Source organism: Nonomuraea polychroma, assembly GCF_004011505.1.
GTDB lineage: Bacteria > Actinomycetota > Actinomycetes > Streptosporangiales > Streptosporangiaceae > Nonomuraea > Nonomuraea polychroma.
The window spans coordinates 7887752-7901537 of sequence record NZ_SAUN01000001.1 but is presented as its reverse complement, the minus strand read 5'-3'; the positions used below and the strand labels follow the sequence as shown (position 1 = coordinate 7901537).

The 13786-nt window shown below is 70.6% G+C and carries 13 protein-coding genes; 9 read left to right on the top strand and 4 right to left on the bottom strand.

Annotated features, from left to right (window positions below; translation table 11 throughout):
- The first annotated feature begins 112 nt into the window (after positions 1-112).
- Together EDD27_RS35950 and EDD27_RS35945 are read left to right on the top strand one after the other, a co-directional pair.
- Positions 113-475 carry a sec-independent translocase gene (locus EDD27_RS35950; protein ID WP_127936348.1) on the top strand — a complete coding sequence of 121 codons (363 nt, stop codon included), beginning with the start codon at positions 113-115 and terminating at the stop codon, positions 473-475.
- Between the two features lie 28 nt (positions 476-503).
- Complete coding sequence (locus tag EDD27_RS35945; protein WP_127936347.1) at positions 504-893, top strand: hypothetical protein; 390 nt, start codon at positions 504-506, stop codon at positions 891-893.
- Here EDD27_RS35945 and EDD27_RS35940 read toward each other — a convergent pair.
- A complete protein-coding gene (locus tag EDD27_RS35940) occupies positions 890-1780 on the bottom strand; it encodes an EamA family transporter (protein WP_241564440.1) in 891 nt (296 codons plus the stop codon). The genes EDD27_RS35945 and EDD27_RS35940 overlap by 4 nt on opposite strands.
- A 159-nt stretch (positions 1781-1939) precedes the next feature.
- On the opposite strand from EDD27_RS35940, the gene EDD27_RS35935 reads away from it, so the two are divergent.
- A complete protein-coding gene (locus tag EDD27_RS35935; protein ID WP_241564439.1) occupies positions 1940-3148 on the top strand; it encodes a magnesium transporter MgtE N-terminal domain-containing protein in 1209 nt (402 codons plus the stop codon).
- On the top strand, positions 3138-3608 hold the full coding sequence (locus EDD27_RS35930; RefSeq protein WP_127936345.1) for a DUF1003 domain-containing protein: 471 nt from the start codon (positions 3138-3140) through the stop codon (positions 3606-3608). Before EDD27_RS35935 ends, EDD27_RS35930 begins: the two co-directional genes overlap by 11 nt.
- On the opposite strand, the gene EDD27_RS35925 is transcribed toward EDD27_RS35930, so the two are convergent.
- Positions 3589-4053 carry a MarR family winged helix-turn-helix transcriptional regulator gene (locus EDD27_RS35925; protein WP_127936344.1) on the bottom strand — a complete coding sequence of 155 codons (465 nt, stop codon included), beginning with the start codon at positions 4051-4053 and terminating at the stop codon, positions 3589-3591. The two genes, EDD27_RS35930 and EDD27_RS35925, sit on opposite strands and share 20 nt — an antisense overlap.
- A 162-nt stretch (positions 4054-4215) precedes the next feature.
- Between EDD27_RS35925 and EDD27_RS35920 the strand changes: the two genes are divergently transcribed.
- The 3 genes from EDD27_RS35920 (at position 4216) to EDD27_RS35910 (ending at position 7996) form a co-directional block, all read left to right on the top strand.
- The gene (locus EDD27_RS35920) at positions 4216-5352 is read left to right on the top strand and encodes an Mrp/NBP35 family ATP-binding protein (RefSeq protein WP_127936343.1); all 1137 of its coding nucleotides are present in this window, start codon (positions 4216-4218) and stop codon (positions 5350-5352) included.
- 336 nt (positions 5353-5688) lie between these two features.
- On the top strand, positions 5689-6657 hold the full coding sequence (locus EDD27_RS35915) for an HpcH/HpaI aldolase/citrate lyase family protein (protein ID WP_127936342.1): 969 nt from the start codon (positions 5689-5691) through the stop codon (positions 6655-6657).
- Between the two features lie 112 nt (positions 6658-6769).
- Positions 6770-7996, top strand: coding sequence for an RNA-guided endonuclease InsQ/TnpB family protein (locus EDD27_RS35910; RefSeq protein ID WP_127936341.1), 1227 nt, complete (start codon positions 6770-6772; stop codon positions 7994-7996).
- 33 nt (positions 7997-8029) lie between these two features.
- Here the strand turns inward: EDD27_RS35910 and EDD27_RS35905 are convergent, their stop codons facing one another.
- Together EDD27_RS35905 and EDD27_RS35900 are read right to left on the bottom strand one after the other, a co-directional pair.
- On the bottom strand, positions 8030-8575 hold the full coding sequence (locus tag EDD27_RS35905) for a DUF6529 family protein (RefSeq protein WP_127936340.1): 546 nt from the start codon (positions 8573-8575) through the stop codon (positions 8030-8032).
- Positions 8572-9267 carry a hypothetical protein gene (locus EDD27_RS35900; RefSeq protein ID WP_127936339.1) on the bottom strand — a complete coding sequence of 232 codons (696 nt, stop codon included), beginning with the start codon at positions 9265-9267 and terminating at the stop codon, positions 8572-8574. Before EDD27_RS35900 ends, EDD27_RS35905 begins: the two co-directional genes overlap by 4 nt.
- Positions 9268-9367: 100 nt before the next feature.
- On the opposite strand from EDD27_RS35900, the gene EDD27_RS35895 reads away from it, so the two are divergent.
- Positions 9368-10345, top strand: coding sequence for a CPBP family intramembrane glutamic endopeptidase (locus EDD27_RS35895; protein WP_164903939.1), 978 nt, complete (start codon positions 9368-9370; stop codon positions 10343-10345).
- 466 nt (positions 10346-10811) lie between these two features.
- Positions 10812-13784, top strand: a complete 2973-nt coding sequence (locus EDD27_RS35890; protein WP_164903938.1) for a sialidase family protein — start codon at positions 10812-10814, stop codon at positions 13782-13784.
- The last annotated feature ends 2 nt before the right edge of the window (positions 13785-13786 follow it).

Here is a 13786-nt window from a genome sequence, read left to right as displayed (position 1 = left end):
TGGGGAAGGTGAAGGAAGCGGGTGGGGCGGTCGAGTCATGGCGCGGAGCCTTTAGTCTGTGGGTAGGCCGGGGTTGTCCCCGGTATGAATGGGACGGCGGTAGGAGCTCACGGTGTTCGGACTCGGGTGGGCGGAGATCGGGGCGCTGATCGTTCTGGCGCTGCTCGTCTTCGGACCTGACAAACTGCCTCAGGCCGCCGCGCAGGCCGGTCGGACGCTGCGCAATCTGCGCCGCATGGCCAACAACGCCCGCGACGATCTCCGTGCCGGCCTGGGCCCGGAGTTCCAGAACTTCGACCCGACCGATCTCAACCCGCGCAACTTCGTCCGCAAGCATCTCCTCGACGACCTCGAGGAGGACTGGAACGACAAGCCGAAGGAGCTCGAGCCCGCCACCACGGCCCCGTACACGGATCCGGTCGTGGACGAGCTGGGTTACGGCGAGATCCCGCCCTACGACTCGGAAGCGACCTGACGGCCGGCCCCGAGTACAGTTCTGAAGTGTGAGCGACATCACCGCGGCCATCGAGGAAGGCGCCAAGAAGTCCAGCATCCTCTGGCTCACCCTCGACCGGCCCCGCCTGGCCTGGCACGCCTGGCACGACGGGGCGATCTACCTGGTGACCGGCGGTGAGGAGCAGCGGCTGCCGGGCCTGGAGGCTCTCGAGCGGGTTCACGTGACGCTGCGGAGCAAGGACAACGGCGCCCGGCTCGTGGAGTTCGACGCGGCCGTGTCGGTGGTCGATCAGGCCGCGGCGGCCGACGCCGTGGCGGTGCTGGCCAAGGAGCGGCTCAACGCCCGTGACAGCGAGCACCTCACCGAGCGCTGGGCCCGCGAGTCCGTCGTCCTGCGACTCAGCCCCGAGACGGCCGAGAGCTCGCAGACGGGTTAGACCTGGACGGCCTCGGGTTGCCCGGCCGTCGTCGCCGGGGACGGGTCGGGAGCGGCCGTGGCGGTCTGGGCCAGGAGGGCGCCGGACAGGACGATCAGGCCGCCGATGATCTGGAAGACGCCGAGCGTCTCGCCGAGCAGCGCCCAGGCCACCAGCGCGCCGCCGATGACCTCCAGGGACGCCACCGTGGCGCCCACCGCGGCCGACAACCGCCGCACGGCGTTCACCCCCAGGATGTACGCGGTCACGGTGGCGATCAGCACCATCCACAGGTACGCGGCGAGCACCGGCAAGGTCAGCCCGGCCTCTGACGGCGTGGCGGAGGTGGTGAAGGCGTCCCACGGGATGTTCCAGGGACGGGCGAACGGGATGAGCACCACCGCCGCCCCCGTCATCCCCCAAGCGATCAGCCCGAGCGGGTCCACGTCGTCGCCGAAGGCATCGTTCATGAGGAAATATCCGGCGCAGCACGCCCCGGCCACCAGCCCCAGCAGCAGCCCCAGCGCGTCCAGCCGCAACCCCTGCCACACCTCGACGACGATCCCGAGGCCCACGACCGCGACGACCGCGCCCACGTAGGCGGCCCGCGCGAGCCGGATCTTGCGCACGACGCGCACCCAGGCCACCACCATCACCGGAGCCATGAACTCCAGCAGCAGCGCCACCCCGACGGGCAGCCGCGTGATCGCGACGAAGTACAGAGACTGCACCCCGGCCACGGCCATGACCGCGTACAGCCCGAAGAACGGCAACCTCGACCGCGGGATCCGCAGCGCCTGCGGCCGGACCACGGCAAGGACGGCGAGCAGCAGCAGCCCCGCGCCCGCCATCCGCGTCCAGACGGCCTCGATCGGCGCCAGGCCGGCGGTGATGAGGTATTTGGCCATGGGACCCGAGAACGCGAAACACCACGAAGACACGAATGCGAGCGCGAGCCCCGCATACCTCATCGCACACCACCAGTTACGTAATGACCGTTAAGCGGCTTTGATACTGACACGCCGGGCGTCCCGGGCGCAACGGGGCGGCACTGTTAGCCTGGCCACGTGAAGATCTTCGTGGCCCGGCTGCCGGGGACCCCGGTCTTCGACCCGGCAGGGGATCAGATCGGCCGGGTCAGGGACGTCGTGGTCGGCCTGCGCATCGGCCGCCGGCCCACTGTGCACGGCCTCGTGGTGGAGGTGCAGCCGCGCCGCCGGGTGTTTCTGCCCATCACCCGCGTACGCCGCATCGAGCCGGGCGCCGTCGTCTTCACCGGCCGCATCAACATGCGCAGGTTCGAGCAGCGCGCCACCGAGACGCTGGTGGTCGGCGAGATGCTGGACCTGGCCGTCACCGTCGCCGGCGAGCCCATGACCGTCTACGACGTGGCCATGGACGAGTTCAAGCCGTCCACCTGGGAGATCACCCAGGTCGCCGTCTACAAGGGGAGGCGTCGGGATCCGCGCATCGTGGACTGGAACGAGGTGTCGGGGTTCGACAAACTCCAGAAGGACCAGGGGGCGGCCGGGCTGATCGCGGCGTTCGAGTCGATGCGCGCCGCCGACATGGCCAGCGCCCTGCACGAGCTGCCGAGCAAGCGGCGCGTCGAGATCGCCCGCGCGCTCAACGACGACCGGCTGGCCGACGTTCTGGAGGAGCTGCCGCCCGACGACCAGATCGGCATCCTCGGCACGCTGGACCCGGAGCGGGCGGCCGACGTCCTGGAGGAGATGGGCCCCGACGACGCCGCCGACCTGCTGCACGACCTGCCCGACGAGCAGGCGGCCAAGCTGCTGGCGCTGATGGAGCCGGATGAGGCGGACCCCGTGCGGCGGCTGCTGACCTACCCGGAGGACAGCGCGGGCGGCGTGATGACGAGCGAGCCGGTGATCCTGCCGCCCACCGCCACGGTGGCCGAGGCGCTCGCGCACATCAGGCTGCAGGACCTGACGCCCGCGGTCGCGGCGCAGGTCTACGTGACCCGGCCGCCCACCGAGACGCCGACGGGGACGTACCTGGGGGTCTCGCACTTCCAGCGGCTGCTGCGCGAGCCGCCGTCCACGCTGCTCGGCGCGGTGATGGACCCGTCGATCGACCCGATCAGGCCGGCGTTCACGCTGATCGAGGTCACCGCCTACCTGGCGCACTACAACCTCGTCGCGGCCCCGGTCGTGGACGAGCTGGGCAGGCTCGTCGGTGCGGTGACCGTGGACGACGTCCTGGACCACCTGCTTCCCGAGGACTGGCGCGAGGGGGCCGCCCATGACCGCTGAACGACTTGACCAGCCTCGTGCGCTGCGGCGCTCGCTGCGGCCGCACTACGATCCTGAGGTGTTCGGCCGCATGTCGGAGCGGATAGCCCGCTTCATCGGCACGGCCAGGTTCCTCGTCTACATGACCGTTTTCGTGATGGTCTGGGTCAGCTGGAACGTCTTCGCGCCCCCCCACCTCAAGTTCGACCCTTATCCGTTCATCTTTCTCACGCTGATGCTGTCGCTGCAGGCCAGCTATGCCGCGCCGCTGATCCTGCTGGCCCAGAACCGGCAGGACGACCGTGACCGCATCCAGTACGAGCACGACCGCGAGGCCGCCGCGCGCAACCAGGCCGAGATCGAATACCTGACCCGCGAGATCGCCGGGCTGCGCATGGCGATCAACGAGGTCGCCACCCGCGACTACCTGCGCGTGGAGCTCGGCCGCCTGCTCGACGAGATCAAGGAGCCCCGCCGCTGATCTTCAGCTTGCCGAGCATGGCCCGGATCTGGGCGATCTCGCCGCCGCCGAGCATGTCGAGGAACTGGGTCCTGATGCCGCGCAGGTAGGTGGGGGTCGCCTCGGCCAGCCGGGCGGCGCCGGCGTCGGTCAGCACCGCGAACAGCCCGCGGGCGTCGTCCGCGCACGCTTCACGCGACACCAGCCCGTCACGTTGCAGCCGGTCGATGAGCCTGGTCAGGCCGCTGCGGGAGAGCAGCACGCGGTCGGCGAGATCGTTCATGCGCAGCCGCCGCTCGGGCGCCTCGGCCAGCTGCATGAGCACCTCGTACGAGGCCAGCGGCAGATCGTGGGCGACGAGCAGCTCCGCCTCCAGATGACGGGTGATGCGCACCTGGGCACGCTGCAGAAGCCGCCAGACTGTCAACTCCTCGGCGGTCAGGCCGTCGTCGCGCAGGAGGGTCACGGAGTAACCTTAAGACGTTGTTGCACAGACATCTAACAGCGGTGGATTAACCCAGCGGGACCTCCGGTTCATACCATGGAGGGGCATCCTCGCTGGAGTCCTCATACATATACCGACATAGCCGACTAAGGAGGTACGGCACTCCCTCGTGCCGAGACTTCGATGGCACCAACCCAGGAACTGGTGACGGCGGCACTCGCCACCGTCATCGACCCCGAGATCCGTCGCCCGATCACGGATCTCGACATGGTCAAGAGCATCGATATCGCTCCCGACGGGGCGGTGCGCGTGGGGGTCTACCTCACCGTGTCCGGGTGCCCGCTGAAGGACACCATCCGGCGCGACGTGACGAACGCCGTCTCCAAGGTCGAAGGCGTGACCGGCGTCCAGATCGAACTGGACGTCATGAGCACCGAGCAGCGCAAGAAGCTGCAGACCAAGCTGCGCGGTGACCGTGGTCCCGAGAAGGAGATCCCGTTCAACCAGCCGGGCTCGCTGACCCGCGTGTTCGCGGTGGCCAGCGGCAAGGGCGGGGTCGGCAAGTCGTCGGTGACGGTCAACCTGGCCGCCGCCATGGCCGCGAGCGGCCTCAAGGTCGGCATCGTGGACGCCGACATCTACGGCCACAGCGTTCCTCGCATGCTGGGCGCGGCCGAGCGGCCCACCAAGGTCGAGGACATGATCATGCCGCCGGTGGCGCATGACATCAAGGTCATCTCGGTCGGCATGTTCAAGCCCGAGGGCAACACGCCGGTGGTCTGGCGCGGGCCGATGCTGGACCGGGCGCTCCACCAGTTCCTCGCCGACGTCTACTGGGGCGACCTGGACATTCTGCTGCTCGACCTGCCCCCGGGCACCGGCGACATCGCCATCTCCGTGGCGCAGCGGCTGCCGGGGGCGGAGATCCTGGTCGTGACGACGCCGCAGATGGCCGCCGCCGAGGTGGCCGAGCGGGCCGGGTCCATCGCGGCCCAGACCCACCAGCAGATCGCCGGCGTCATCGAGAACATGGCGTGGCTGCCCTGCCCCCACTGCGACGAGCGCATCCCGGTGTTCGGCGAGGGCGGCGGCCAGATCGTGGCCGACGCGCTGACCCGCACGCTGGGCGCCCGGGTGCCGCTGCTCGGCCAGGTGCCGATCGACCTGCGGCTGCGCGAGGGCGGCGACGAGGGCAAGCCGTTGGTCCTGACGGACCCCGACTCGCCGGCGGCGGCCGAGCTCCTCAAGATCGCCTCCGGGCTGAGCAAGCGTTCTTCCAGCCTGAAGGGACTCCAGCTGGGCCTGGCACCCCGCCGCTGAGCCGCCTGGGGCCGACCCCGGGCCACAGGCGCTCCTCGTGGGCGCCGCAGCCACCGTCCTGGCGCCGCCAGACGGCGCCCGCGCCGGCGCAAGGCCTCCGGGAGCCTCCTGCCACGGCACGCCTCTGGGCGGCGCCCGCGCAAGGCCTCCGGGACCCTCCTGCCACGGCACGCCTCTGGATGGCGCCCGCGCCGCCGGGACGTGCCGCACCAGGGTGGAGTCTCACGTGGAAAGTGGGAGCGGCCGTCGAGTCGAGGCGCCGAGCCGGGTGCCCGCGGGCGGCGCCTGGCGGGAGGTGGGTGAACGGCGTGGGCGGGCGGACAGTAGCGTGTGCGCATGCGTTCACGTCGTTCGGTGCTCGCGGTGCCCGGCAGCAACCCGCGTTTCCTGGAGAAGGCCCAGACCCTGCCCGTCGACGAGGTCTTCCTCGACCTGGAGGACTCCGTCGCGCCGGCGGCCAAGGACGAGGCGCGGCGGAACGTCGTGGCGGCGCTGCGCGAGGGGGACTGGACCGGCAAGACGCGGGTGGTCAGGGTCAACGATCTCGCGACGCAGTGGACGTACCGGGACGTGATCGAGACCGTCGAGGGCGCCGGCGAGTTCCTCGACTGCGTCATGTTGCCCAAGGTCCAGGACCCCACGGAGGTCATCTGGCTCGACACGCTGCTCACGCAGATCGAGAAGGCCATGGGCTACGAGGTCGGCCGCATCGGCATCGAGGCGCAGATCGAGAACGCCCGCGGCCTGGTGAACGCCGACGCCATCGCCGGGTCGTCCCCACGTCTGGAGACGCTGGTGTTCGGCCCCGCGGACTTCATGGCCTCGATCAACATGCGCACGCTCGTCGTCGGCGAGCAGCCACCCGGCTATGACGAGGGCGACGCGTACCACTACATCCTCATGCGGCTGCTCATGGCGGCCAGGACGCACGACCTACAGGTGATCGACGGGCCCTACCTGCAGATCAAGGATGTCGACGGCTTCAGGCGGGTGGCCAGGAGGTCGGCGGCGCTCGGCTACGACGGCAAGTGGGTGCTGCATCCCTCCCAGGTGGACGCGGCCAACGAGGTGTTCTCGCCGGCGCAGGAGGACTATGACCACGCCGAGCTCATCCTGGAGGCGTACGAGTACTACACCACCGTGGAGAAGCGCGGCGCGGTCATGCTGGGTGACGAGATGATCGACGAGGCCTCGCGCAAGATGGCGCTCGTCGTGGCCGCCAAGGGACGGGCGGCCGGGCTGGTACGTACGAAGAGCTTCACAGAATCTCTCCGAAGAAGTCCCGGCTTTCAACCCGGGAAGTAATCGGGCTCCTGCGCAGCAGGACAGGGATAACCTGATCGCCGTCCAGGCGATCAGGTGTGCGGCCACGACGAACGCTCAAAATTGTCGTACCTTCTCGATAGATTGCACGATCATGAGTGCGGCAGCGAATCCGGGCGAGGGCGCCGGGCACACCCGCTACACCTACCGGCTTCGCGTGTCGCGCACGGCAAGCCGCGCCTTGCTGGGTGAGTGGGATCGCTGCCGTTGGGTGTGGAACCAGTGCGTGGCAACGTCCAAGACGGTGTACCTGCACAACAAGACCCACCCAGACGACAAGCAGACCTGTGGCCCGGCCCAGCTCGACAAGATGCTGACCGGCTGGCGGGCTGAGTACGAATGGCTTGCGGCGGGGGCGTCGGTGCCGCAGCAGCAGATCATCCGCGACTTCGCCAGGTCCCGCGCCAAGGCAGTCAAGGACATCACCGGCCGGCTGCCCGTCCGGCAGCGGGCCGGGATGCCCCGCTTCAAGAAGAAGGACCTGGCCGACCCGAGCCTGAACTACACGCGGCGCGGCTTCCGCCTCAAGGACAGACGCCTGCACCTGGCCGGGAACATCATCCTGACCGTGGTGTGGTCCCGCGACCTGCCCGCCGACCCGTCCAGCGTGCGTGTTTACCGGGACAGCCTCGGCCACTGGTATTGCTCGTTCGTCGTCCCCGCCCAGGCCGAGCCGCTGCCCGCCACCGGGCAGGCGATAGGCATCGACTGGGGCGTGACAGAGGTCGCCACCACCACCAGCGACGACCATGACCTGCCGCACGCCGAGTACGGCAAGCAGGCCGCGAAGAAGCTGGCCCGCTACGACCGGATGATGGCCCGCCGAAAACCCGCCCCGGGACAGCCGGGCTCGAAGGGCTACCGCACGGCGAAGAAGCTGCGCGCCAAGCAGTACAAGAAGATCGCCCGCCAGCGCCAGGACAGCGGCCGCAAGTGGGCCAAGAAGGTCGTCCGCGACCATGACGTGATCGCGGCAGAGGACTTCCGCCCGAAGTTCCTGGCCAAGTCCAGCATGGCGCGTAAGGCCGCCGACGCGGCCATCGGTGCGACCAAGCGCGCCCTGGTCGAGATGGCCCGCAAGCACCGCCGTGACCTGCGGCTCGTCAGCCCCGCTCATACCACCATGGACTGCGCACAGTGCGGAGCGAGAACCAAGCACGCACTACCTCTTTCCGAACGTACCTACACCTGCGCCGCGTGCGGAGCCGTCTCCCCGAGAGACAAGAACTCCGCACGCGTGATGCTGGTCCGGGCTGGTCTGAACCCGGCTGGTGCTGATCGCATAAGACCCGACTGTCCGCTGGACCGTCAGGCAGCGTGAGCCAGGAATCCCCACCTTCAGGCGTGGGAGCAGTCAAACCTTGAAGCCGATCGCGGTGAAGAACCAGAACGACGACGTGAGCCAGAGCCCCACCAGCGCGGTGAACGCCAGCCCGCCGAGCACCGGCAGCGTCCAGCCGGGCGCGTCCCGCTTGGGCAGGGCCAGCATCTTCGCGGTGAACACCCCGTAAAAGAAGCAGCCGAGGAGCGAGTGCGCCAGCACGCGCGGCACGTCGTACTGCAGGCCGAGGGCGTAGAGGCAGTGGAAGGCGACCGGGATCGTCAGCACGAACGCCAGCCGTCCCGACCAGCGGTGCACGGCGGGCGGGATGGTGATCCCGAGCTTGCCCCACATCGACAGGGCCGAGACGACCTGCACGATCGCCAGCACGAACGCGCCCGTCGTCAGCCACACCTTCATGGGCAGCGCGGCGGAGAAGCCGGCCACGCCGACCGCGAAGCCGGTGGGCGTGTGCACCCGGCCGTAGACGCCGAGCGCGAGCGCCACGAGGCCGCCGATCAGCAGCGGTACCAGCAACGGGGTCAGGCTGCGCGAGGGGCGCTGGTGAATGGCGGTCATTGCATCTCCTCGATGAAGCCGTCGACGTCCTTGGGGTAGATCGTGGTGTCGCCAACCGTCAGCGGCGCGGTCGGCTGGTCGCCGTTCAGCTCGGGGACCGGCACGGGGCTCCCGCCCTCGGAGGCGGCGCCGACCGTGGTGTAGCCGCCGTTCGGGTTCTTCACCCTGATCCAGCCTGCCCGGAACTGGGCTCCCCGGACGAGGGCGGTGGCCCGGTACAGGCCGGACGGCTTGACCGCCGTGGGAGCGGCGAAGCTCCACTGCTTGCCGGCGACGGAGACGCGGCCCTTGGCCTGGCCGTCGCCCAGCTCCGCGGTCAGCTGGCCGCCGCCGACGCCCTTCAGGCTCACGCCGTCGGCGGACTGGCCGCCCTTGAACCAGGCCTCGGTGCGGCCGTCGCAGAAGTAGCCGACGGCCTTGCCGTCCCTGATCGAGATCGCGATAAGGGCGCCGTTGCCCTTGACCCGCCCGGCGTAGTCGGCCTTCTCGATCCGCTTCTCCTCCGACTGCGTCGGTGAGGGGGACGGCTGTGCGGTGTTCTCCTCCGCCGCGGGGGCTTGCGCGGCAGGGTTGTTCTCGGGGGCGGCGGCCGTGGTGTTCGCCGCCGGTGTCGCGATGATGCTGGCGACACCGAGCCCCCCGGCGAGCACAGCTCCCGCCGCGAGGGTGATGACAGGTCCCAGCCTTGACATGGATTGCTCCCAGGGTCGAAATGCCTATGGCCCAGAGCATCCGCCTAAAAGGGCGGCCCGTCTGTGAACTAATGCGCACCAGATGGGACAGAATGACGGAATGCACCAGAACCCTGGGCCGCCGCATCTTCCCTACGGCACGCCGTACACCGCTCCGCCGCGGTCCTGGTATCTGCCGACGCCCCAGGGGGCGCGTTACGACCACCTCGCCAGGAACGGGGTCGCCAGGCCGTGGCGGGGGATCGTCGGCACGATCGCGATCGCCGCCCTGTTCATTGTCGTCACGGCGGTGGTGTTGTCCGCCGGCGCCGTGGTGGCGACGTTGCTCGGCATCTCGATCTCGCTCGACCCCGAAGGGGGCTTGTTCGGCGATCCTATGTTCGAGCTGACCGTGACGTTGCTGGGGCTCGCCCTCGTGCTTCCCTTCGTGTTCGGCGCGGCGGCGCTCCTGCAGCGGCGCCGGCCGGGGACGCTCTCGTCGGTGGCCGGGCGGCTGCGCTGGACATGGCTGATGAGCTGCGTCGGGCTGGCCGTCCTTGCGCTCGTGCTCGGGCAGGTCGTGACGGTCATCGCGCTCGTGGTGACCGGCGAGCAGCAAGGCGACATGTTCGGGTGGGTCGGGTGGGAACGTTTCCTGCCCGCGCTCATCGTGATCGTGCTGCTGGTGCCGTTCCAGTCGGCCGCCGAGGAGTACGTCTTCCGCGGCTGGTTCCTGCAGGCCGTCGGGGCGCACGTGCGCAATCCGGTCTGGGGCATCCTGATCGGCGCCGCGTTGTTCGCGTCGGTGCACGGGTACTCGTGGGCGGGGCTGGCCGATGTGTTCGCCTTCGGCGCCGTCGTGGGGTGGCTGGCGGTGCGGACCGGAGGGCTGGAGGCCGGGATCGCGCTGCACGTCATGAACAACATGGTGGCGTTCGGGATGAGCGCGGCCGCGGGGAGCCTCGAAGACGCCTTGATCCAGAGCAAGGTCGTGGTGCCGTGGCAGGCGATCGTGGGCGTGGTGGTGCAGTTGGGCGCCTACGCCTTCGGGGTCGTGTATCTAGCCAAGAAGCGGTCAATAAGCACTGTTTCTGGATAAATCGGGCTGGAGGTTCGGGGAATCTCGCTAGAGAGGTCTCGCTATTCCGGCTCATTCATGCTGCTCTGGATCCTGTGGGACGGTGAGGCTCTCCCGGAGGTGATCGTTTCGGTCCGGCGGGGTAAGGGTTGGCGCGTGTGATACTTCGTCGGGTGAGGACAACACGTTCGAAATGATGTGGAACGGTCCCCGTGTGTGACCGTTTTCGTCCGACTAGTCCGACTAGGAGGTACGACGCGTGGCCTCCGGCCCCAGCGAACCGCCACGGCGACCGCCGGGTGACGACGACCCGCGTTCCGAGAGCACGTCGGAACCGCACTCTTCCCCAGAGCCCAGGATCAGCCATTCCCCGCCCGGCCCCACGGACGATCGGGCCAGGGGCTTACCCCTGACTTCCCCGTGGGGCATGCCGCCCTTCGCCGCGCCTGTGCCGGGGGAGGAGCCGCCGGAGGCGCCCAAGGGGCGAATGCCGTACAGCTCACCGACGGCGGAGCCCGAGGCCGAGCCGCGCCGCCGCCCGCGTCGCATCGTCAACCGCCCGGACAAGCTCGTGGCCGGCGGCCCGCCGGGACCGCCCGCCGAAGCGGGACCGCCCCCGGCGCCCGAGCCTGCGGCGCACGAGCCCGGCCGCGACAAGTCTGTGGCGCACGAGCGCGCCACCCACGAGCCCGCGGCCCGTGAGGCTGCCGCGCCTGAGCCTGCCGCGCGTGAGCTCGCGGCACACGACTCCGGGCCGCCCGAGACCGCTGGGCGGGACGCCGCCGCGCAGCCGCCTGCCGGGCGGGAGTCCGCGGAGCGGGAGGGCGCGGAACGGGAGCGCGCCCCGGAGGAGCCGGAGGCGGCGCCGCGGCGGGACCCGCGCACGATCCCGTACCGGCTGGTGGTCCCCGCCAAAGAGCCCGGCGGGCAGCCTGCGGCGGCCGAGGAGCCCGCCTGGGCCGAGGAGCGCCCCGAGCGGCGTGCCGATGCCGAACAGCATGCCGGCGCCGAAGAAGCCGCCACGGCGGGGGAGCGCGGGACGGGGCACGAGGACGAGGACGAGGTGCGGCGGGTCGGTCGGCCGCCGGCCGGGCGGCCGACGCGGCCCGACCTCCTGGTCGCCACCGGACCGCCGCGCCCCCAGGGGGCGAGCGGCCGCCACCACCGAGGCCCGGCCCCCGCCGCCGTACGCAGGTCCAGCCCGGTACGCCGGGGCAACCGCGCCGCCCCGATCGTCCTGGCCCTGGCCGCCGTCGTCCTCGTGGCCACCGGTGTGCTCGTGTGGCAGTGGACCGGCGAGGAGGCCCCCGGCCTGCGCCTGGCGGCGGGCACCGGCCGCTCGGGAGACGAGCTGTTCACCGTCCCCGCCTCGGGCGACGGCACCAACCAGAAGCTCAACGACATGACGTCCGTCGGCCGCGCCGTGGTGGCGGTCGGCAGCGACACGACCGGCCCGACGCCGCGCCCGCTGTTCCTGTTCTCCCCGGACGGCGGCAAGAACTGGCAACTGGGTCAGGTGAGCGGCGCCTCCACCCCCACCGTCCAGCGGGTGGTCGGCGGCAACGGACGCTGGCTGGCCAGCGGCGGCGACGGCCAGTCGGGTGAGCGCGGCCTGTGGACCAGCACCGACGGCTACAGCTGGCAGGCCGTGGAGGCGCAGGGGACGGCCGCCTTCCGGCCCGGCGACCAGATCCACGACATCGTCAGGACGGCGTCTGGGTTCGTCGCGGTCGGGCGCACGACCGGGGACGACGGCGCGACCGGGCCGGCGGTCTGGCGTTCCGATGACGGCCGCACGTGGGAGCGGGCCGACAGCACAGGGCTGGAGGTACGGGAGTTCAAGGCCGTGGTCGCCAGGGGCGACACCGTCGTGGCTATCGGGCTCCCCGCGGAGGGCGAGGGTTCGCGGGTGGTCCGGTCGGCCGACGGCGGGCGCACCTGGCAGGCCACCGGTTTCCAGTTGCCCGAGGCCGTGCCGCGTACCGGCACGCTTGCGGTGCTGCCCAAGCGGTTCGTCCTGGTGCCGACGCGGCAGCGCACGGTCACGGGGGACGTACGCGTCTACTGCTCTCCGAACGGGGCGGAGTGGTCGCAGTGCGGCGCCATCGGTGACCTGAGCGGCGAGAGCGTCGGCGTGGAGTCGCTGATCTCCTACCCGGGAGGCGTCGCGGCGATCACGCAGGCCGGCCTCAGCCGGTACTCGGTGCTGACCACCACGGACGGGCGTGCCTGGGCCAAGCGGACCGACCTCGGCAACCTGCCGGGCGCGACGTTGCGCGGGTTCACGATCTCCGACCGCGGCACCCTGTTCGCCGGCGGCGACCAGGCGGTCACCGACGTCGACAACCAACTGGTGCTCATGTCCGCGCCGCCGCGCGGTCAGGCCTCGCGCGTGCCCCTGGGCGAGGTGGAGGGCCTGACCCGCATCGCCCGCGAGACCACCGGCATCACCAGCTACGCCGGCCGGTACGTGGCCGTCGGCTCGGCCTCGGGCGACGCCGGCCTGTGGACGATCAAGAACTGGCAGAGCTGGAAGTCCATGAGCCTCGGAGGTCCAGGACGGCAGCGGCTGGAGGACGTGGCGCACGGCGCCCGCGGCTGGCTGGCCGTCGGCGGCACCGAGACCAACGTGTCCATCACCGACCCCCTGCTCGTCACCTCCACCGACGGTGAAAGCTGGAAGAAGGTGGCCGTCTCGGGCGATCTGACCCGCCGGCCCGACCACCCGTACCTGGGGACCCATGTGGTGGCCGCGGGGGAGAAGGGCTACGTGCTGGCCGGCGAGGACCGCGACCAGGCCGGCGCGGTGAACGCGGCCATGTGGTTCACCTCCGACCTGCGCAAGTACACCCGATCGAAGAAGCTGCCGCAGGGCGGCTCGGGCGTGCGCATCCACGACGTGGTCGCCACCGCGGACGGGTTCGTGGCGGTGGGCGGCTCGGGAACGGCCGCCGAGGAGAGCAGCGTGGTGTGGCACTCCGAGGACGGTGTCAACTGGAGCGCGCGCCCCCGCGTCGCCCCGCCGGACGCCACGTCGGCCGGGCTCCGCCAGATCGCCACCTATCAGGACAAGCTGGTGGCCATCGGCACCGCTATGACGGCCGGATCGCGGCGGGCTTTCGCCGCCGTCTCCGACGACGACGGCTCGACGTGGCAGACGGCCTGGCTGCCCGCGGACCAGGCGGCCGCCGTGCACGACCTGGCCGCGGCGAAGGAGGGCCTGGTGGCGGTCGGCTGGCACGGCGTCGCGGGCGAGGGCGACAGCGCGGCTTGGACGTCCCAGGACGGGTTGTCGTGGAACCGCATGGCGCTCACCAAGGACAGGCTGGCGGGACAGGGCATGCAGTGGCTGACGGCGGTGGCCGTGTCGGGGACGGAGGTCGTGGCGCTCGGGCGGTCCACGACCTACAACGCCGACCACCTCATCCTGTGGAGTTCGAGTCTCACGTCAAGCAGGTAGGT